The sequence below is a fragment of the Micromonospora sp. RTP1Z1 genome (assembly GCF_033804685.1).
GTDB lineage: Bacteria > Actinomycetota > Actinomycetes > Mycobacteriales > Micromonosporaceae > Micromonospora.
This window is the reverse complement of record NZ_JAPFQV010000008.1, coordinates 82,224-102,503: the sequence shown is the minus strand read 5'-3', so window position 1 is coordinate 102,503 and position 20,280 is coordinate 82,224. Positions and strand designations below refer to the sequence as shown.

Sequence of the window (20,280 nt, the reverse complement as noted above, 5' to 3'; positions counted from 1 at the left end):
CCGTGCTGGCGGGTCACTCCGCCGACTGCTGCGGGCCGTCCTCGTGCCAGCGGGCGCGCCACGCGGCCTCGTTGGCCTCGTGGTTGGTCCGCTCCTCGAACACCGCTCTGCGCAGGGCGCGTCGGGAGTCGGCCAGCACCACCACCTCGATCACGACCAGCGCGACGCAGATGGCGGTCAGCAGCCCGAGCGCGCCGAGCGCGGGCAGGTGTCGACCGACGGGCAGGCCCGCCGCCAGCGCGAGGAGCGCGCCGACCCGGGTCCACGTGACGGTGCCCAGGGTGCGCAGCTGGAACGCCATGTCGGCGGCCAGGTAGACCATCACCCCGCCGAACAGCATCGGTACGGCGGGGCCGTGCCCCCGCTCGGCCACCCCACCCGCCGGGTCGGTGATCGTACGCAGGAGCTCCTCGGCGCCGATGGCGAACAGGACCACTCCGGCGATCATCGGCAGGTAGAGGTAGGCGTAGGCGTCGCGGGCCATCGCCACCCGCGGGCTGCCCTGCGCGGCGTGCAGCGCGATTCGGGCGGCGGGCCCGATCATGTCGAAGTGCACCCACCACAACGCCGCGGTGAACAGGAGCCCCAGCATGGCCGCCGGGACCGCCGGCCACGTCACCGGTTTGCCGATCAGGTTGCCACCGACCCCGACCGAGATCACGGACTCACCCAGCGCGATGATGAGGATCAGGTCGTACCGCTCGGTCCAGTGTTCGGCGGAGGTGACCTCCCAACCCTTGGTGCCGCCCGCCAGCCCGCTGCCGTACTGCAGGACGACCACGGCGATCCACAGCCCGTCGCGGAGCCACATCCCGAGGTCGGGGTCCTCGATCCTCGGCGGCAGGAGCGCCGCGATCAGCAGCAGGAGGGTGGTGATCACGATCTCCGGTACGAACTGGAGCAGCTTGCGGCGCGCGTCCGGCCTGCCCCGCGTCGCGTGGACGTACAGCACCAGGTGCACGGCGCGCACCACCACGTAGCTGATCGTGACCAGGACCGGCCCGGCCGTACCCTGGCGCAGGCCGCCGAAGGTCTGCGGCAGCGCCAGCGCGAAGATGAACAGCGCGATCATGCTGACCACGATCAGCACCGGGACGAAGCCCTCGCCGAGGCGGAGCTGGCTGGCGACGACGCTGTGCACCACCCAGCACCACCAGAGCACGGCCAGCACCAGCATGGCGTGCAGCAGCTGCCGCCCGGTGACGTTGGCGGCGGTGGCCCGGGTGATGATGAAGAACGACACGACGAAGACGAGGTCGAAGAACACCTCGAACTTGTCCACCCGGGCGGCCGGGGCGATCCGGACGGCAGGCCCCAGCCGCCCGCTCCACCGCTCGTCGCCCACTGGTCGAGTCTCGCAGCGCCCGGCCGGTCGCGGGTCGGAATCGCCCCCGGGCGGCCAGCGTCGGCGGGGGTGACCGCCGGCGGTTACCGGGGCGGTTCGACGCCGAATGGCTTGTCCGCGGCGGGTGCCGTGCGGGTTGGCTGAACTACCCGGGTGACCACCCCGGCAGTTGGCCGGCCGCCCGCACGCCGAGGGGGTCCGGGCGGCTGGCCAGCAGGCCGGGGCGGTCCTCCAGCGGTGGGTTGGCGGCGGGGCGGTGTTCCTGTTTCATGCGGTACAGGCGCTGGTCAGCCACCTGCATCAGGGTCTCGAGCGTATGGCCGTCCTGTGGCGCGGTGGCCGAGCCGATGCTGACGCGAGCGTGCGGAAGCACCGCCGCGTCGATCCGGGTCAGCACCGTCCGCGCGGTGACGTCGTCCGCGTCGACCAGCACGACGACGAACTCGTCACCGCCGACACGTGCGATCGCGTCCCCGGCGCGCAGCACTTCCCGTGTCGCCGCCACCGTCAGCTGCAGCAGCCGGTCGCCGGCGGCATGTCCGAGGCGGTCGTTGACCAGCTTGAAGTCGTCGAGATCCAGCCAGAGCAGGGACGGGCCCGGGCGACAGCCGTTCCGGAACAGGTGCTTGGTGAACTCGGCCAGGCCGCGCCGATTGAGGGCGCCGGTGAGCGGGTCGAGTTCCGCGAGCGAACGGAGCTGGGATCGCTGCCGCGCCAGTATCCGTGCCTGCGCGGAGCACACCGAGATCAGCACCACCATGGCCGCGACGTAGATGAAGACGTGCCCGGGGGGCGCCGGTCGTCCGGTGGCGGCGACCGCGAGGTAGGACCCGACGGTGAGCGCCGCAAGCCCCATCATCAGCCGCAGGTGCGGGGTGTGGCTGGCCACGAACACGGCCGTGGTCACGAAACCCACGGCGGCCGGTGAGGCGGCGCCGCCGTCCCAATACGCGCCGAGCGCCACCACGACGAGCGTGATCAGCAGGATCGTGAACGAGACGCGGTATCCCGAGGCCTTCGTGGTCACCGTCCTCGCTGTCCACAGGCCCACGATTCCGGACGCCATTCCACACCCGTAGGCCGCGAGCATGAGAGACCGATGTGGCTGGTGCAACGTCATGAGGCAGTAGCTGACGGCGACCCCGTGCGAGACGACGTGCAACGCCGCGCTGAGCAGCATCCTTCGCCGGCGCTCGGTCACCTGATTGTCCACCCTATCCACGGCAACCTGACGACGGCGCTCGATGACGTGGAAGCGGAATCGATCGAAGGGGCCATGACAGTGGTCCGTGTCGACGCCGCTCCGAGGCATCCCACCACTCCGACATTCAACGATGTGCATCAGGTCACGTCAACACCTCGGCCTGGACGCATCTGCGCTGCGTACGCCCACGATGGCTCACGGCGACCTCGCGCTCCCCGCCGTGGCCGTACGCATCCGGCGAGCTACCCGAGACCGAGGTGCGTCGGCGACGAGGCGAGCGAACGGAACCGCTCCGCACGGCTGACTCATGAACAGATCTTGGCACGGACGTCTCAGTGGAGCGGGTGCGTGCGGGTCAGAGGCGGCCACCGGCAGCGGTGTCGGAGACCCGCTGGGCGAGGTAGATCGGCACGATCGAGAGCACGATCAGCACCGCCGCGACGACGTTGATGACCGGCGCCTGATTCGGCCGGAAGAGGTTGTTGAAGATCCAGATGGGCAGGGTCTGGACGCCCGGCCCGGCCGTGAACGTCGTCACGATGATCTCGTCGAAGGAGAGCGCGAACGCCAGCAGCCCGCCGGCGAACAGCGCAGAGCGCAGCAGCGGGAACGTCACGTAACGGAACGTCTGGAAGGTGTCCGCACCGAGGTCTGAACTCGCCTCCTCCAGGTTGCCCCCCAGTCGGCGCAGCCGGGCCAGCACGTTGTTGTAGACCACCACGACACAGAACGTCGCGTGCCCGACGATCACCGAGAGCAGCCCCTTGCCGACCCCGAGTGGCTCGATCGTCGAGCGGAAGGCGGTGTCCAGCGCGATTCCCGTGACGATGCCGGGCAGGGCGATCGGCAGCACCACGAGCAGCGACACGGCGTCGCGCCCGAAGAACCGGTAGCGCTGTACCGCGAACGCGACCAGCGTGCCGAGCAGCAGCGCGACGGCCGTCGCGCCCAGGCCGGCCTTCACCGACGTCCACAGCGCCTCGCGGGCGCCCGCGTTCTCCCACGCCCGTACCCACCACTCGGTGGTCCAGCGCGGCGGCGGCCAGGCGAAGGTGCGGTCGGCGTTGAACGAGTTGACCAGCACGATGGCCAGCGGCACGTAGACGAAGGCCAGGCCCACCGCCATGGCTCCGCGCAGCAGCCAGCGCGCTCCGCGCGACAGCGTCACAACTCCTCCAACGCGCCGGACCGGCGCACCGCGACCAGATAGATGACCATGATGAGTACGGGGATCGTGGCGAGCGCCGCCGAGAACGGCAGGTTGTTCGCCGCGCCGATGTTGGCGTACACCAGGTTGCCGATGAGCTGCGTCTTGCCGCCCACGATCTGCACCGTGATGTAGTCGCCGAGGGACAGTGAGAACGTGAAGATCGAGCCGGCGATCACCGACGGCACGATCATCGGCAGCACCACCGAGCGGAAGGTGCGCCCGCCCCGGCCACCGAGGTCCGCCGACGCCTCCAGCAGCGAATCCGGCAGCCGCTCCAGCCCGGCGTAGATGGGCAGGATCATGTACGGCAGCCACAGATAACTCAGCACCAGCACGGTGGCGACCAGCCCGTACCCGGGGCCGTTGCCGGCACCCCCGAAGAGCCAGTCCACCGGGCCGCCGTTGGCGAGCATCACCCGCCAGGCGTACGCCTTGACCAGGTAGCTCGCCCACAGCGGGGTGAGGATCGCGATGACCAGCAACCGGCGGCTGCGTGGGGAGGCGACCTTCGCCATGAAGAACGCCATCGGCAGTGCGATGAGCACGTCGACGACGGTGACCGCGGCGGCGACGCCGAGGCTGCGCAGGGTGACCGTGCGATAGACCTCTTCGGTCAGGATGGTGCGGAAGTTCGCGAACGTCGGCTCGTGGACCAGGTCGCCGGTGAAGGTGTTGACCGTCCACAGCGCGGAGACGAAGAGCACGGCCAGCGAGCCGAGGTACGCCACGAGCAGCCAGAACAGCGGCGCCGCGAGCAGCGCCGCGAGGCGTACCCCGGCGTGGCGGTGCAGCCAGGAGGAGAGCCGGCGCACCGGCCCGCGGGCGATGGTGTCATCGCCCGCCGGCCGGTCCACCGTGGACAGAGCGGTCACGTGTCTCAGCCCTTGATCGTGGTCCAGGCCTGGGTCCAGGCCGCGTAGTCCTTGCACTTGACGTCGGTACGGCCGTCGAGGCACTGCTCCACCGGAGTGCTCCAGAACCAGACCTTGTCGAAGTACGCCTCGTCGGCGGCGTGGAACGTGGTGCAGTGGCTCTTGTCGGCCGTCTTGTCGCAGGAGAGCTTGTTCGCCGGGGCCTCGCCGAACCACTCCGCCACCGCGGCGTTCGCCACCGGGTCGATGATGTGGTTCATCCAGCGGTAGCCGCAGTTCGGGTGCTTGGCCTTGGCGGCGATCATCCAGGTGTCGGACCAGCCGGTCGCGCCCTCGGAGGGCAGGACCGCCTCGACGGGGGCGTTGTCGGCCTTGGTCAGGTTGACGATGACCTGCCACGCGGTGCCGACGACGGAGTCGCCGGACTTGAAGGCCTGCACCTCCTTGGTGTAGTCCGACCAGTACTCACCGATCAGCTCGTTCTGCTTCTTGAGCAGGTCCACGGCGGCGGCGAACTGCTTGTCGTCCAGCGCGTACGGGTTCTTGATACCCAGCTCCGGCTGGTGCTTCATCAGGTAGAGCGCCGCGTCGGCGATGTAGATCGGCGAGTCGTACGCCGTCACCTTGCCCTTGTACGGCGAGTTCGGGTCGAACACCGCGCTCCAGGACGTCGGCGCCGGGGTGACCTTGTCGGTGCGGTACATGAGCACGTTCGCGCCGCGGCCGTGCGGGATGCCGTACGCCGCCCCGTCGACCGAGTTCCACTGCTTGAGCTTCAGGCCGTCGAAGACGTCCTTGTAGTTGGGGACCAGGTCGGTGTTGACCGGGGCGACCTCACCGCCGTAGATCAGCCGCAGGGAGGCGTCGCCGGAGGCCGAGACCACGTCGTAGTCGCCGGTCTTCATCAGCGTGACCATCTCGTCGGAGGTGCCGGCGACCTTCACGTTGACCTTGCAGCCGGTCTCCTTCTCGAAGCCGGTGACCCAGTCGACCTTCGGGTCCGTGGAGCCGTTCTCGACGTACCCGGCCCAGGCGACGACGTTGACCTGGCCTTCGCCGGACCCGAGCGACGCCAGCTTGTCGATCTTGGGCGGTTTGATGCCGCCGGGGCCGGAGCCGCCGGGGGTGGCGCCGCCGTCGCCGCAGCCGGCCAGCGCGAGCAGGCCGGCCGCGGCGAGCGCGGTGAAGACTCGGGTGGTGCGCATCGGCGCTCTCCTTCTGGTTGTCGACTGGGGTCGGGGTGTTTCAACGGGGGCTGACGGGAACCGCGACGACGTGCTCGGCCCGCCAGGTCAGCCGGACCGGTTTGCCGCGCAGGGCCGCCACGTCGGCGGGGGAGGTCTGCTGGTTCTGCTGCATCGCGATGACGCGCGCCCCGGTGTCGAGGTCGACCACGAAGCGGGTGGCCGCTCCCGCGTAGATCACCTCGACGACCTGGCCCGCCGCGCTGATCTCCTCGGCGGACGCGGGCGCGCCGCCGAGTCGGATCTTCTCCGGGCGTACGGAGAACACGCCGTCGCGGCCGAGCACGGCGCGGGCGGTCTCATCCGCGAACAGGTTGGAGGTGCCCACGAAGCCGGCGACGAACGGGGTGCCCGGGCGCTCGTACACCTCGGCCGGCGTGTCGACCTGCTCGATCCGGCCCTGGTTGAACACCGCCACCCGGTCGCTCATGGTCAGTGCCTCCTGCTGGTCGTGCGTGACGAAGACGAAGGTGATGCCGACCTCGCGCTGGATGGCCTTCAACTCGACCTGCATCTCCTCGCGCAGCTTCAGGTCCAGCGCGCCGAACGGTTCGTCGAGCAGCAACACCGCTGGGCGGTTGACCAGGGCGCGGGCCAGCGCGACGCGTTGGCGCTGACCGCCGGACAGCGCGCCGGGCCGGCGCTCGCCGTACCCCTCGAGGCGGACCGTCCGCAGCGCCGCCGCCGCGCGCTCACGGCGCTCGGCGCGCGCCACCTTGCGCACGCGCAGGCCGTACTCCACGTTCTGCTGGACGGTCATGTGCGGGAAGAGGGCGTAGTCCTGGAAGACGGTGTTGACGTCCCGGTCGAACGGGGCGAGCCGGGTGACGTCGCGCCCGGCGAGCGTGACGGTGCCGGCGGTCGGCAGCTCGAATCCGGCGATCATCCGCAGCACCGTGGTCTTGCCCGACCCCGACGGCCCGAGCATGGAGAAGAACTCGCCGTCGGCGATCTCCAGGTCGATGCCGGCGACGGCCTCCACGGCGTCGAACGACTTACGCAGACCGGTCAGGCGGATCGCGGGTTCCGACACGGCGACGGGCTCCAACTCTTCAACGAATCATGAGAACACGAGCCGGCGTGGCGACGAATTCTTCAGCCGAAGGATAGAACTGCAACGGATACCGTAGTCAAGGGGTTGTTGCCGGATCGTTGGGTTGCCACCATGGCGCGGCGTCGCCCGCCGACGTCTGGTGCGCCCTGGGCGAAACACTGGACCGTTCCTTCTCGCGTCCCGGCATGGTCGGCTACGCGAGACTGGTGGGATCCGCCGACCGCACGGCGTCCGGGCCGCGGCCCCTTGCCGAGGGCTCGACGGTGCCCGGCTTCCGGGTGGTCGCCGCGGTCCCGGGACGTGAGCTGGTCCTCCAGGGACGCCATCGCTTCTCCTTCAGCACGACGGCGACATCGCCGTGGGCGAGCTCGCGGGCCACGCCCTCGAGGTCGTTGAACTCCGCCACCCGACTGGTCTAGGTCACGTCGTAGGGCGCGCCGACGTTCCCGTCGCGGCTGCGCGCCTGCCCGTCGGGGTCCGACCACGATGAGCGACTCGTCGACGGTGCCGTGATAGCAGTAGCTGTTGACCAGGATCCGCGGCCGTCCGGTGACCGCCCGCAGCAGCCGGATCGCCCACCGGTTGGCGTCGGTGGCGGTGAGGGCGAAGCTCCACTGCGGCAGCCCGAAGCGACGGGCCAGCTCGGCGCCGACGGCGGCGGCCTCCTCGGTGGGCAGCATCGTGCTCGCGCCGCCCAACTCGGCCAGGCGTCGCGTGACGGCCTCGACCACCGGTGCCGGGGAGTGCCCCGCCATCGCGGCCGTAGGCGCTCAGGGGGTGGCTGATGGACAGAGCAGCCGCTGTAGGGGGTTCACGCAAAGGTCGACCAAGGCGGTCGCGGGCGATGGTGAGCCGGAGGTCGGGGCCGGATCGGTGGTCGGGGGCGGTGTCGTGGTCGGGGCCGGACCAGTCGGGGCTGGCGTCGTGATCGGGGACGGACCGGTGGTCGGCGCGGGAGGGCTGGCCGGGGCGAGCCCGGTGGTCGGGGCCGGACGGGCGGCCGGAGCGGTGGCCGCGACCGTTGCCGCGGCGGAGGTGGCCCGGCTCGTCGTGCGCTGGCGCAGGACGGGTCCGTCTGCGGTACCGGCTCCCGGCGCGCCGGTCAGCGGCCCGTCCCTACCGCCGTCCGGCACCACCGGCCTGGCGGGGCTGCGCGGGGCGGTGGGGCCGATGGCGTGCACCGCGTCGGTGGTGGTGGCGATGCGGCTCGCGCCTGCGGCCGCCCGGTACGGCAGGCCGGCGGGCTCCGTCCGGAACGTGCCGGTAGGCAGCGTCGCGAATATCAACGCGACGACGGCCGTGACGGTGGCCACCCGGCGATCGGGACGCAGCGCGGTCAGCGGGGCGTGGCCCGGCTGGGCTGTCGGCGGCGGTGCCGGCCGGATGCGCTGGTGAGCGTCCCGCAGGGCGGCGGTCTGCGCGGCGACGGCGGCGCGTTGCCCGGTGGCGGCGGCGAAGGCGAGGGTGAGGTAGAAGCGGAAGTTCACGGTCGCTGCCCTCGGCACCAGCAGCCCGGCGAGCCGGCTTCCGTCGGTGGTGTGCAGCAGGGTGACGGGGAGGTCCGGGTGGTGTGCGGGCCCGACCATGTCCGCGTACCTCCATTCCCGCCCGCCGGCGCGGCCGGAGAAGGCCACCCGGTGGCTGGTCACGACGGCCATGCCGGCGTCGACGACCCGCAGCCCCGTCGGCAGGGCGCGGCCTGGTGCATCGACGCTGGCCGCGGCGACGGTCAGCCCCGGCGTGGGTAGTCCGGCGACGTGGCGCGCCTCGGCCTCGACCAGGTCCGCGGCCGGCAGCACCCGGTAGACGGCCTCGTCGTCGTCGAGGTCCACCGGCAGGCAGGCGCGCGGCAGCGTGTACCCGAGGAACACGGCGGCCTCGATCTGCAGCCGGATCAGGTGGTCGTTGCGGCGGTGCCAGACCTCGGTCGCGGTGTCGTGCGCCCGGCGTCGCCGGTCGTTCTCACGTTCCGACCAGGTGATCCGCCATCTGGGCTGCGCCGTCGACGGGACCGTGTCGATGGCGGGTGATTTCGCCGTCACACCCGGTACAACCGCTCGTGTTCCGACCAGGACACGCGCGGGGATCGATACTTCACGTTGTTTCCGATAGGAGAAGATTGAGCCGCGCCGGGACGTCAGCCGAGACGGTGAGCGCCGACGGGGCTGCCGCACCGAGCGGGTGCCACCGCCCGCCCGGCGGCGGCGGTCACGCGGGCAACCCCCTCAGGCGCTGCGGGCGAACAGGGCCAGGCGTACCCGGTTGGGGCTGCTGGTCTTGGTCATCAGGCTGGTGATGTGAGTCTTGACCGTGGTGACGCCGATGTGGAGCCGGCCGGCGATCTCGGTGTTGGACAGACCCTCGGCGACCAGGTTCAGCACCTCCTGTTCGCGTACGGTCAGTCCCTGGGTCGGCCGCGGCGTGTCGGCGCGGGCGTGCACCGCGCGCTGGACCAGACGCTGCAGCACCTCCTGGCTGAACGGGCTGTCGCCCGCGGCGGCCCGGCGGACGCCGTCCAGCAGGTCGGCGGGCGGTGCGTCCTTGAGCAGGAACCCGCAGGCGCCGGCGGTCAGGGCCGGATAGAGGTGGTCGTCGTCGCCGAACGTGGTCAGCACCAGGACGCGGGTGGCGGGGCGGTCGGCGAGGATGCGGCTGGTCGCGGTGATCCCGTCGACGCCGGGCATGCGCAGGTCCATGACGACGACGTCGGGGATGAGCCGCGCGGCGAGGGAGATCGCCTCGCGGCCGTTGTCAGCCTCGCCGACGACCTCGATGTCGGGCTGGGCGTCGCAGAGCATGCGCAGGCCCGCACGGATGAGGTGCTGGTCGTCGACCAGCAGGACGCGGATCATGCCAACTCCGGCGCGTGCGGCCCGGCCGAGGCTCCACGTTCGCGGGGCACCGGCGCGACGGCGGGCGGGAGGGGCGAAGCCGTCGGCACGGAGGCGGACGCGGCGGCCGCGGCCGGAAGGACGGTGCGGACCCGCCAACCCGCTCCGGTCGGACCTGCCTCCAGCTGGCCGCCGAGGACTTCGACGCGCTCACGCATGCCGGTGAGGCCGTGGCCGCCACCGGGCGGCACCGCCGGCACCCGGCCGCGCCCGTTGTCCGAGACCTCCCAATGGACGGCCCCGTCGACCACGGAGACCGACACGCGCGCCAGCGCTGACGTGCCCGCATGCTTGGCCACGTTGGTCAGCGCCTCCTGGGTCAGTCGCAGCACCGCCAGGCCCCGAACCGCATCGAGCGCACCGACCGCCGGGTCGATGTCGGCCTCCACCGTGACACCGGCTTGGCGGGCCCGATCGACCGCCGCGCCGAGAGCCGCCGGAAGCGCCGACGGCTCGATCGCGGTCAGCGCCGCGTCACCGCGTACCCCGTCGGGGTGGCGCAGCACCGCGACCAGCCGGCGCAGATCCGCCAAGGCCGCGGTCCCCGTGCCATGCACGTCGTCGAACACCTCGCCCACCCGCGGATCCAGGTCGGTGAGCACGTGCCGGGCCACGCCGATCCGCAGCACCATCGACGCCACATGATGCGCGACCACGTCGTGCAGCTCGCGGGCGATGGCGCTGCGTTCGTCGGCGCGCGCGGCGCGGCTCTCCGACTCGTGCCGGCGCTGCTCCTCCGCCGCCCGCTCCTCGGCCTGCCGGCCGAGTTCCCGGGTGGTCCGGATGACCAGACCGAGCAGCAGCGGCACGCCGACCTCGACAGTCAGCCCGAAGACGCCGGAGAGGAACCGTCGGAACGGATCGCCGATCGAATCGACCAGGTCGACCGTGGCCAGCAGCCCGGCGGCCAGCCAGATGATCCGGGGCCGGTGCGCCCACATGGCCAGCTCGAGCAACGCCCAACTGGCGCCCACCTGATTGATCATCGTGTCGTCGATGACCCCGATCGCGACCGCCAGCAGCGCGGCCTGCCCCACCAGGTTGACCAGCGGCCGGCGGTGGAAAACCAGTGCGACCGCGAACGCGACCGCCGCGAGGATCCACTGCGTGGCCGTCGGCGAGCGTCCGGCGTGGGTGCCGAAGACCAGATAGCCGACGCCGCTGAGGTCGAGCAGCAGCATCCGCACGCGCGTGTCGCGCGCGTCGAACAGCCGTCCCACCCACCCCACGGCGATCAGCCTAGGCGCTGCGGCTCGGGGACAGGAACGGCCGCCGGCCCGACCCACCTGGCCCGGACCCCGAGGTAGGCGGCCAGGCCGAGCGGTCCCAGCAGGATCGTCAGCACCAGCACCGGAGCCATGACCAGCGCGGGCACCCCCCGTTCCCGGCTGTCGAGCCACGCCCACCGGCCGGCGAACAGATCGAACGCGATCATGTGCGCCCAGGCCGCCGCCGCGCCGTCCGCGGTGCCGAGCAGATCGCGCACACCACCCAGGGTCGGCGACGTCACGGCCGGCAGCACGTCGTCGATCGCCGGGAGCACCAGCATCGCGTAGATCACCAGGACCGGGAGCACGATCAGCGGCGACCCGATGATCCGGGCCGTCCGGGACCAGTGCGGCAGCAGGATCATCAGCGCCCAGAACGGCGCGGCCACCGCGAACGTCAGCGTGAACAGCGTCGCGGTCATGCGGCCAGCGCCAGTTCCGGGCCGCGCCGGCGAGCCACGACCACGCCGGCGGCGGTCGCGGTCGCGACCACCAGGGCCGCCACGGCGGCCAGCGTGAGCGGGTCCGGACGCAGCAACGGCTGCCCGTGCAGGGCCTGCCAGGTCAACAGCATCGTGAGTACGCCGTAAGCCCCGCCCGCGACGACCAGCAGTCGCACCCGGGTGCGCCCATCCAGCCGCGTCCCGAGGAACCGGCTCAGCAGGATCGCCAGGATCGGCAGCGCCTGCAGGGCGTGCAGTCCCACGAAGTGCCCGATCCGCAGATCCCCGCCGGTGGTGCTCCAGCCGACCAGCGGCAGCCCCGGCCCGCCGTCCGGTACGCCCACGCTGTGCGCCCCGCTGATCCCCTCGATCCCGGTGGCCCGCCCGGGCAGCACCATCGGTACCGCCGCGAGCATGCCCAGCAGGGACAAGCCGAGCCCCAGCCCGACCGCGTACCGAGCGACCCGGTCGGCGATCGGCTGACGCAGTACCACGATCCCGATGACGAAGTGCGCGACGAACAGCACGATGATCGACGCGCCCATCACCTGCCACAGGGCGGCGTTCAGCGGGGTCGTCTCGTTGTAGTGGCTGGTCGTGCCCCGTAGCACCTGTCCGACGATCACCACCATCTCGGCCAGCGACATCGCGACGATGACGGTGCCTGCCCACTCCGCGATCCGGCTGCGTCGCGGCAGCAGGGAGAGCATCCAGGCGAGGGTGGTGCCGTACAGCACGAAGGACACGGCGAACTTGAACGGTTTGAGCCAGATCGGCACGCCGGTGAGGACGCGAGGGTCGGCGAAGATGCCGACCGCGGAGACGACGGCGAGCACCGCCATCGCCGAGACGAAAACCATCAGTGGGCGGTGCCAGTGTGCCGCCCGGTGCAGTGCGGTAGTCATACCTGTAGATGCTGGTGAACCGGCCCCCGGGCCGCGCCCGACCGCGAGCCGCGGTTGCGGCCGACGGTCGGAGCACGGTCTCCTCCCTGGGGAGGAGGCGGAATACCCAGCCCGGGAACGAGGTCGTCACCCCCGTTGCCCGCCTGACGACCGGCGTCATCCTGCGCGCCGTGCCGCCCTACTCGGAGGACCCAGCAGCGCCCACGCCATCGCCGCGACCCGTCAGATCTGCGCCGTCCCCGTGGCCGGCAGGAGGGTGCAGGCCGGCGAGACGGCATGGTCCGATCCCGTCCCGGGCGCCGGGGACTCGGTCCTGCCGCTGACCGCCGGGGACGGTGATGCACCGGCGCAATTCATGATCTACAGCGGTGAGCCGATCCGGGAACCGATAGCAACGTGACAGACATCGACGGCTTGCGCAGATAGGTGCCTCCCGCCACCGGCGCTATGGGCGGCTCTTGCTGGCCCGGTCGACGCCCTTGTGCACCCGCACGGTGCGGTCGATGAGCTCGCGCAGCGAGCTCTCGTCGACGTCGTCGAGCCGTTTCAGGTAGAGGCATCCCTTTCCGGTCTTGTGCGGACCGAGCCGGTCGAGCACCGACGCGTGCCGCTCCTCGAACCCACCCACCAGGTAGACGACGAGTTGCTGCTTACGCGGCGAGAAGCCCGCCAGCGGCCAGTCGCCCGTGCGGCCGCTCTGGTAGGTGTAGCGGTAGCTGCCGAAGCCGACGATGCTCGGGCCCCACATCACCGCGGGCTCGCCGGTCACCTCGCGCAGAATGGTGCAGAGGCGCTCCGCGTCGGCCCGTCGGCGTTCGTCAGGAACTGCGGCCAGGAAGTCCTCGACGCTGGCGTCTGTCGGCACGGTCACCGGCTGCTTGGATGTCGCCATGACGCCATGCTCCCACGCCCGCTCCTGCGTCCGCTTCGCGTGGGTGATGAGCGGAGCTGCACATCGGACAGTCTGGCATCGGTCTATGACAGAGTTGGAAGCGACCGCACTGGCAGCCCCGCTGGCCCCGATGACGGCCACCAACTCGCCTGGTTCGATGCTCAGCGAAACGTCGCGCAGGATGTGGTGCCCGCCGCGGACCACCTGCCCGAGCCGCTCGGCCCGTACCCGCACTCCAGGTTGGCGGGAGGGTCCTGCGGGATTGGTCGGATCGGTGGCGCTTGCCCGCGTCAGCGCGCGACCGCGACGGGTTCCCGCGCGGTCGGTCCGTCGATTCCCAGGTCGGTCAGGTCGCGCAGCCGGCGGACGGGGGAGAGGAGCAGGGCCAGCGGCGCCAGCGCCACCGCCCCGACCGCCGACCCGACCAAACTGGTCGTGCCGGCGGCCCACCAGCGCCAGAACACTCCGGCCCCCTGCCTGACGGTCATGCCGTCGACCCCCGTTCACGAGCCAGTGCGTCCCAATTTGAAACGGACTATAGTCGACGAGGTCGGTCAGGTGGGTAGGTGGCACATGAAGCGGGCGGACCTCGGCGACGCCGACTGCGGGATCGCACAGGCCCTCGGCGTGCTCGGCGACTGGTGGACCTTCCTGATCCTCCGCGACATCGCCGGCGGCACCACCCGGTTCGAAGCGTTGCAGGGTGAGCTCGGGGTCAGCCGACGGGCCCTCACCGAACGCCTCGTCGCCCTGGTCGAGCACGGGGTGCTGCACCGGCAGCCGTACTCCGCCCACCCGCCGCGCTACGACTACCTCCTCACCCGCAAGGGCGAGGGACTGTTGCCGGTGCTGGTCGCCCTGCAGGACTGGGGAACCCGGCACGTCATGGGCGACGGCGACCTCACCGCCACCGCCGACGCCGGCTCCGCCGAGGCGCGTCGCGTGCATCAGCTGATCGGCCGCCGACTCCCGAAGCTGACGCTGCTCCGGCACGACGGCGTCGCGGAGGCGCCGGCCGTCGTCGGCCGGTGGACCGTGCTCTACCTCTTCCCCGGGGCGTTCGCGCCCGGCGCCCAGGGCCTCCCGCCGGACTGGGAGAACATCCCCGGCGCCGTCGGGTGCACCCTCGAATCCCGCACGTACGCCGACCGGCACGAGCTCCTCCGCGCCGCCGGTGCCGAGGTACGCGGGGTCAGCACCCAGCGCCCCGACCAGCTGCGCGAGTTCGTCGAGCACGCCCGGCTGCCGTACCCGCTGCTGTCCGACCAGGACGGTCGGCTCGCCGCCGGCCTGCTGCTGCCGACGTTCCGGGCGGGCGGGGTGGACCGGTTCAAGCGGCTGACCCTGTTGGTCGACCCGGGTGAGGTCGTCCGCGCCGTGCAGTTCCCGGTGACCGACCCGGCCGGCTCGGTCGACGAGATGCTGGACCACGTCGGGCGGCAGCCCAGCCGCTGAGCGCCCGGGGGAAACCCGGGTGCCGGCTGGGGCCCGGTCGCCGAGGATGTGCGCAGTGAGCGGGCGTGGGGACGGAACCGGAGACGGGGGAGGACTGGTTCACCGCCTGGCGTGCCATGGATCCCGCCGTCCGCGCGGTGATGCGCTCGTACACCGTCCGGGAGTCCGCCCGGAGCGGAAGATGCGGGGGCTGAGCTCGGGCGGGATACCTGGGCCGGTGTCCGCGACCTCCACCACCAGCTGGTCGCCCGCGCGTCCGGGATGCAGCGTCAGCACGCCCCGGTCACCCATGACGGCCGGCGCGTTGTCGATCAGGTTGGTCCAGACCTGATTCAGCTCGGCCGCGTATGCGGGGACCGGCGGTAGCGCTCACCGTGCCGACGGCGGACGTCCCGGGCGACCGCCCGGGACACCACCGGATCGTCGTTGACGGTCAGGATCACCGGGTTTGCCATGGCGCCCATGAAACCGTCCTGGACCTACCGCCCGCGCCTGCTCCGGTCACCACGCCGACGGCGCCGGCGGCGGCACGACCGGGGGCCGGTCGTCGCAGGTGATGGTGTTCGGCAGCAGCCACGGCGCGAGCCACCCGCCGTCGTTCCCACCGAGATCGGCGAGGCTGAACTCGGAGCCGGCCGGGGTGAAGTGGAACGAGCCGCAGTTGTTGACGCCCACCGCCCCCACGTTGCGCGCTTCCACGTCGGCGAAGGACGCCGAACCCGCCGCGCGGGCGCTGACGACCGAGGTGCCGGTGCCGTCGACCCGGATGTCGCGGAAGTGGATGCCCGTAATCGAGTATTTGTCCTTCACCGGCCAGTCGCTGACCAGCATGATCGCGTTGTACGTGTTGTCGAGGAAGGCGTCCCCGGCCACCTCGATGTCGGCGTCGATGCTGCGGTCCAGCGCGTAGAACCAGATCGCGCCGAGGCCGATGTTCCAGTTCAGCTCGTGGCCGCCGGCGCGGACCGTGGTGTTGTCGGTGATCCAGAGCCCGCCGGTGAACGGCTCGGCGCCGAACCGGGATCCGACCTGGATGGCGCTGCCCTCGCGCACCGGATCGGCGACGAGGTTGTTCGACACCGTGTTGTCGGTGCCGCCGTAGAGGGCGATGCCGTTGGCCAGGACCGGGGACTGGACGGTGTTGTGGTCGAACGTGTTGTGGGCGTTGCCGGTCTTCTCCGACCACATCGCCAGCCCGTCGTCGCCGGTGTTGCGGACGAAGGTCTGCGACACCCTGGAGTGGGTGACCCCGGTGTGGAAGTTCAGGCCGTCGGCGATCTGGTCGGCGATGAGCGTGTTACTGACCCGCAGGTCGGTCATCGGCCCGTCGAACCACATTCCGACCTTGGTGTGGTGCAGGTAGAGCCCGTCGATGGTGGAGTGGTTGAATGCCCCGCCGATGGCGTTTACCTGGTCGGTGTCGACGCGTTCCCGGACGTCGCCCTCAATGGCGAACCCGGAGAGGTGGACGTCGCTGCTGCCGCCGACGGATGCGTCCCGGCCGTAGAGGCCGACCCCGGTGTGCACCGAGCCGTCGGCCGCCGGGGTGTCCAGGGTGACCTCACGGCCCTTGAGCACGGTGTACCAGCTGCCGGCGCCCTCGATCGTCACGTCGTCGACGACGATGTGCCGGTTGACCTGGTAGGTCCCCGGCGGGAGGTAGACGGTCCGGTGCGTCCGGCGGGCGAACGAGATCGCCCGGTCGAGCGCGTCGGCCGAGTCGCGCCGGCCCGACGGGTCGGCACCGAAGGCGACGACGTTCACCGCGCGCGGCGCGAGGTGCGGCGGCCCGACGAGCTGCGAGTCCAGCAGGTCGATGACCGTCCACGCGGCGTTGCTGGCGGCGGGGGCCGTCAACCGGACGACCTCGCCGGCGGGGTGGGCGCGGCCCAGCAGCAGGCGCTGTTCATCGTAGAAGTGGTGGGGCCGGAACGGTGTCGTGATGGTCGGCGCGGGTGTGGTGGACGCCGGGACGCAGGAGCACTCGGTGATCCACCAGTCGGGGTGGAGCAGCCCGGCGTCGGGGTCGTTCGTGAACGGGTACTGGTTGTAGAGCCACGCGTACTGCGAGGTGAGGGTCATCGTCCGGGCCCGACCGTGGCCGACGGTGACGTCGAGGGGCGCGGTGATGCCGACGCCGTCGGGGGAGTCCGGGATGCTGTAGCGCACGGTGATCGCGTTCGCCGCAGCCGGCAGGGTGAACTCGACGTACTGCCCGGGGGCGAGCCGCACCGCCCGGCGGCCGGAGGCCTCGCCCGGCAGCGTGTATGCCGTCCGGTCCGGACCGATGACGGTGCCGGTCGTGCGCGCGTTCTCCGCCTCCTGTTCGATGAAGTCGACGGCGGCGCCCCGTCCGGCGACCAGCGCCGGGTCGAGGCCGGCCCGGGTCACCACCGGTGCCGGGCCGGTGGGTCCCGAGCCAGCGGCGGCGGTGCCCCCGGTCAGCACGCTGAGGCCCACCGCCGTGGTGGCAGCCGCGATCCGTACGGCAAGGGGGCGCCCACGCCCCGGTGCCGCGTTGTCGTCGTAGCTTCCGTACATCGGATGACCCACTCTCTCGGGCTGGTCTGACGGAGGTTCGCTCATGTTATTGCTGAGCTTTGTAAATATTCAAGCATCACTTTGTCGATAAATTGCGAACTGGGCCGTGCCTCCCGCCGCGGAGGACCGATGAGGAGATCAGGACCTCCGCCGACGCCGCTCGCTGCCGCGCGGAGTGCCAGGGCGTGCCGAATGATTGACATTTCCGGGCATCTGACGGTGCAGTTCTTGCAAGAATCCGACGTACGATTGCCGCCGTGACGAAACGGTTGACTGAGGTGGCCCGCAAGGCGGGCGTCAGCGAGGCCACCGTGAGCCGGGTGCTCAACGGCCGCGGCGGCGTCTCCGAGGCCACCAGGACTGCGGTGCTGACCGCGCTCGACGTGCTCGGCTACGAGCGTCCCACCAAACTGCGTGGCGAACGCGCCCGGCTGGTCGGGCTGGTCCTGCCCGAGCTGCAGAACCCGATCTTCCCGGCGCTCGCCGAGGTGGTGACCGGCTCGCTCGCCCAGCGGGGCTTCACCCCCGCGCTGTGTGCCCGCACCATCGGCGGGGTGTCCGAGGCGGACTACGTGGAGATGCTGCTGGACCACCAGGTCTCCGGCGTCATCTTCGCCGGTGGCTCGTACGCCCTCGCCGACGCCCCGCACGAGCACTACCGGCGGCTGACCGACCGGGGGCTGCCGGTGGTGCTGGTCAACGCGGGCGTGGACGAGCTGAGGTTCCCCCGGGTCTCGACCGACGACGCGGTGGCCGTGGAGCAGGCGTACGGGCACCTGCGTTCGCTCGGGCACGAGCGGATCGGCATGGTGCTCGGCCCCGAGGACCACGTCCCGTCGCGGCGCAAGCTCGCGGCGATGGACCGGATCGCCGGCTGGAGCGACCCGGGGGAGTGGGTGGAGCGGTCGAGCTTCTCCATGGAGGGCGCCCGGGTGGCGGCCACCAAGCTGGTGAACCGGGGGATCACCGGCATCGTCTGCGCCAGCGACGTCCTCGCGCTGGGGGCGATCCGCGCGGTCCGCCGGCTGGGCCGCGCGGTGCCGGAGGACGTCTCGGTGGTCGGGTTCGACGACTCGGCCTTCATGACCTGCACCGATCCGCCGCTGACCACCGTGCGACAGCCGATCGAGACGATGGGTCAGGCGGCCGTCCACCTGCTGGTGACCCAGATTGAGGGCGCCGGCGTGCTCGGCGACGAGCTGCTCTTCGAACCGGAGCTGGTGGTGCGCGGTTCGACCGGGCCGGCGCGGGCCGCGACCGGGTAGCGCGGGACGGAGCACAAAAGGACGGACCCTCCCAGGTCCGTCCTTTTTTGCGTGCGGAACGGCGCCAGTCCTCGTCTTTCATATTTCGGTTCAGTTCTTGCGCGACGTGGTCCGGCTTTGTATCGTCATCGCCACGAAACATTCCGTGCCAGAGAACTAGATCAGTAGCAGGTTTGGCCGCGGTGACGATCGCCGCAGATCAGCGAAGGTCATGGAGACTCCCGTTCCCGAAGGGATGGACAGATGTCCGTACCGAAGTACCGGAAGGCTGCGGCGTTAGCGCTCGTGGCCGGCCTGGGGCTCAGCCTTGCGGCTTGCTCCACGAAGAGTGACGACGCAAAGACCGATGCAAGCGGCAAGGTCACCATCACCGTCGACTGCCAGCCGGTCGGCTCCCAGAAAGAGCTGCTGAAGAACTGGAACGACGATGTCGTCGAGTTCCAGCGGCAGAACCCCAATATCCTCGTCAAGAGCGTCAGCGTCGGCGAGCAGTGCAACAACCCGCCGGACTTCACCGCTCGCCTCGCCGGCGGCACCGTGACCGACCTGTTCTACGGGTACATGACCGATCTCCAGCAGGTGCTCGACTCCGGTCAGGCGATGGACATCACCGAGTTCGCCAACAAGGACACGGTCCCGACCTGGGACAGCGTCGACCCGGCGCTCAAGGAGGTCTTCACCGACGGCGGCAAGCTCTACGCCGTCCCGGTGAAGAACTACTCGATGGGCCTGGTCTACAACAAGGTTCTGTTCCAGCGGGCGGGGCTCGACGTGAACAACCCGCCCAAAACGTGGGGCGAGGTCCGGGCCGCCGCCAAGAAGATCTCCGCGCTTGGCAACGGCATCGCCGGCTACTCGGAGTACAGCGCCGGCAACACCGGGGGCTGGCACTTCACCTCCTTGCTCTACTCCCAGGGCGGCCAGATGCTGACCGCCGACGGCAGGAAGGCCGACTTCAACAACGCGATGGGCAAGCAGGTCCTGCAGAACCTCAAGGACATGCGGTACGGCGACAACAGCATGGGCGACCGCCAACTGCTGCAGTGGGCCGACCTGCTGACCAATGCCGGCGCGGGCAAGGTCGGCATGTTCGTCGGCGCGCCGGACGCCACCCAGGCGATCGTCAGCCAGTTCCAGGGCAAGTTCCAGGACTGGGCGATGGCCCCGCTGCCCGGCCAGGACGGCCCCGCGAAGGGGACGCTCGGTGGTGGCGAGGGTTACTTCTTCAAGAAGGGCCTCTCCCCCGAGCAGGTCAAGGCCGGTCTGAAGTGGATCGCGTACCAGAAGCTGACGCCGGGCAAGGGCCAGTTCGACTACGTCCGGGCCAAGCCGCAGAACTACCCGGTGGGCCTGCCCCAGCCGCTGCTCTTCGCCAACGGCAGCGACGCGCAGAAGCAGGAACTCGAGTTGCGCAAGGCGAACGCGAACGTCGACACCGCGAACTTCGCGGTCTTCGAGGCGAACCCGGTCCCGATCAAGGGTGAGCCACGCAACGCGCAGGCGATCTACGCGGTGCTCGACGCCGCGATGTCCGGCGTGCTGACGAACCCGAACGCGAACATCGACGTGTTTCTCAAGACGGCCGAAGGAAAGGTCAACCAGCTCCTGGCCGCCGAAAAGTGATCCGAAGGTGTGGGGGCTGGCCCGCCGCCGGCCCTCACACCGTCCGCGTCGCACCGTCGGCGTCACTG

The 20,280-nt window shown here is 70.9% G+C and carries 19 protein-coding genes; 3 read left to right on the top strand and 16 right to left on the bottom strand.

Features of this window, described 5'->3' with window-relative positions; genetic code table 11:
• Positions 1–13: 13 nt before the first annotated feature.
• The 13 genes from SLP03_RS06685 to SLP03_RS06625 all read right to left on the bottom strand — a co-directional run bounded on the left by SLP03_RS06685 (position 14) and on the right by SLP03_RS06625 (position 13,816).
• On the bottom strand, positions 14–1,345 hold the full coding sequence (locus tag SLP03_RS06685; RefSeq protein ID WP_319459627.1) for a low temperature requirement protein A: 1,332 nt from the start codon (positions 1,343–1,345) through the stop codon (positions 14–16).
• Between the two features lie 145 nt (positions 1,346–1,490).
• On the bottom strand, positions 1,491–2,546 hold the full coding sequence (locus SLP03_RS06680) for a GGDEF domain-containing protein (protein ID WP_319459626.1): 1,056 nt from the start codon (positions 2,544–2,546) through the stop codon (positions 1,491–1,493).
• Between the two features lie 358 nt (positions 2,547–2,904).
• On the bottom strand, positions 2,905–3,717 hold the full coding sequence (locus SLP03_RS06675) for an ABC transporter permease (RefSeq protein WP_319459625.1): 813 nt from the start codon (positions 3,715–3,717) through the stop codon (positions 2,905–2,907).
• Entirely contained in the window at positions 3,714–4,631 is a 918-nt protein-coding gene (locus SLP03_RS06670; RefSeq protein WP_319459624.1) for an ABC transporter permease, read from the bottom strand. Before SLP03_RS06670 ends, SLP03_RS06675 begins: the two co-directional genes overlap by 4 nt.
• 5 nt (positions 4,632–4,636) lie before the next feature.
• Positions 4,637–5,836 carry an ABC transporter substrate-binding protein gene (locus SLP03_RS06665; RefSeq protein ID WP_319459623.1) on the bottom strand — a complete coding sequence of 400 codons (1,200 nt, stop codon included), beginning with the start codon at positions 5,834–5,836 and terminating at the stop codon, positions 4,637–4,639.
• Between the two features lie 40 nt (positions 5,837–5,876).
• A complete protein-coding gene (locus tag SLP03_RS06660) occupies positions 5,877–6,908 on the bottom strand; it encodes an ABC transporter ATP-binding protein (protein ID WP_319459622.1) in 1,032 nt (343 codons plus the stop codon).
• A gap of 791 nt (positions 6,909–7,699) precedes the next feature.
• The gene (locus tag SLP03_RS06655; RefSeq protein WP_319459621.1) at positions 7,700–8,971 is read right to left on the bottom strand and encodes a hypothetical protein; all 1,272 of its coding nucleotides are present in this window, start codon (positions 8,969–8,971) and stop codon (positions 7,700–7,702) included.
• A gap of 183 nt (positions 8,972–9,154) precedes the next feature.
• A complete protein-coding gene (locus SLP03_RS06650) occupies positions 9,155–9,781 on the bottom strand; it encodes a response regulator transcription factor (protein ID WP_319459620.1) in 627 nt (208 codons plus the stop codon).
• The gene (locus tag SLP03_RS06645; RefSeq protein WP_319459619.1) at positions 9,778–11,049 is read right to left on the bottom strand and encodes a sensor histidine kinase; all 1,272 of its coding nucleotides are present in this window, start codon (positions 11,047–11,049) and stop codon (positions 9,778–9,780) included. The genes SLP03_RS06650 and SLP03_RS06645 overlap by 4 nt, the downstream gene beginning before the upstream one ends.
• 5 nt (positions 11,050–11,054) lie before the next feature.
• The gene (locus SLP03_RS06640) at positions 11,055–11,510 is read right to left on the bottom strand and encodes an ABA4-like family protein (protein ID WP_319459618.1); all 456 of its coding nucleotides are present in this window, start codon (positions 11,508–11,510) and stop codon (positions 11,055–11,057) included.
• Positions 11,507–12,436, bottom strand: coding sequence for a hypothetical protein (locus tag SLP03_RS06635; RefSeq protein ID WP_319459617.1), 930 nt, complete (start codon positions 12,434–12,436; stop codon positions 11,507–11,509). The genes SLP03_RS06640 and SLP03_RS06635 overlap by 4 nt, the downstream gene beginning before the upstream one ends.
• Positions 12,437–12,881: 445 nt before the next feature.
• The gene (locus SLP03_RS06630; protein WP_319459616.1) at positions 12,882–13,328 is read right to left on the bottom strand and encodes a DUF1801 domain-containing protein; all 447 of its coding nucleotides are present in this window, start codon (positions 13,326–13,328) and stop codon (positions 12,882–12,884) included.
• Between the two features lie 290 nt (positions 13,329–13,618).
• Entirely contained in the window at positions 13,619–13,816 is a 198-nt protein-coding gene (locus tag SLP03_RS06625; protein ID WP_319459675.1) for a hypothetical protein, read from the bottom strand.
• Between the two features lie 85 nt (positions 13,817–13,901).
• On the opposite strand from SLP03_RS06625, the gene SLP03_RS06620 reads away from it, so the two are divergent.
• A complete protein-coding gene (locus tag SLP03_RS06620; RefSeq protein ID WP_319459615.1) occupies positions 13,902–14,783 on the top strand; it encodes a winged helix-turn-helix transcriptional regulator in 882 nt (293 codons plus the stop codon).
• A gap of 99 nt (positions 14,784–14,882) precedes the next feature.
• Here the strand turns inward: SLP03_RS06620 and SLP03_RS31540 are convergent, their stop codons facing one another.
• The 3 genes from SLP03_RS31540 to SLP03_RS06600 are packed head-to-tail and all read right to left on the bottom strand — an operon-like array spanning position 14,883 to position 17,324.
• Positions 14,883–15,074, bottom strand: a complete 192-nt coding sequence (locus SLP03_RS31540) for an ATP-binding protein (RefSeq protein WP_413644479.1) — start codon at positions 15,072–15,074, stop codon at positions 14,883–14,885.
• A 41-nt stretch (positions 15,075–15,115) separates the two neighbouring features.
• Positions 15,116–15,247, bottom strand: coding sequence for a hypothetical protein (locus SLP03_RS06605; protein WP_319459613.1), 132 nt, complete (start codon positions 15,245–15,247; stop codon positions 15,116–15,118).
• Positions 15,248–15,284: 37 nt separating this feature from the next.
• Complete coding sequence (locus SLP03_RS06600) at positions 15,285–17,324, bottom strand: glycosyl hydrolase family 28-related protein (protein ID WP_319459612.1); 2,040 nt, start codon at positions 17,322–17,324, stop codon at positions 15,285–15,287.
• 257 nt (positions 17,325–17,581) lie between these two features.
• Here SLP03_RS06600 and SLP03_RS06595 point away from each other — a divergent pair, with 257 nt between their 5' ends.
• Positions 17,582–18,589 (top strand): LacI family DNA-binding transcriptional regulator, encoded by a 1,008-nt coding sequence (locus tag SLP03_RS06595; protein ID WP_413644478.1) that lies wholly within the window; start codon positions 17,582–17,584, stop codon positions 18,587–18,589.
• A gap of 243 nt (positions 18,590–18,832) precedes the next feature.
• On the top strand, positions 18,833–20,212 hold the full coding sequence (locus SLP03_RS06590; RefSeq protein WP_319459611.1) for an ABC transporter substrate-binding protein: 1,380 nt from the start codon (positions 18,833–18,835) through the stop codon (positions 20,210–20,212).
• Positions 20,213–20,280 lie beyond the last annotated feature (68 nt).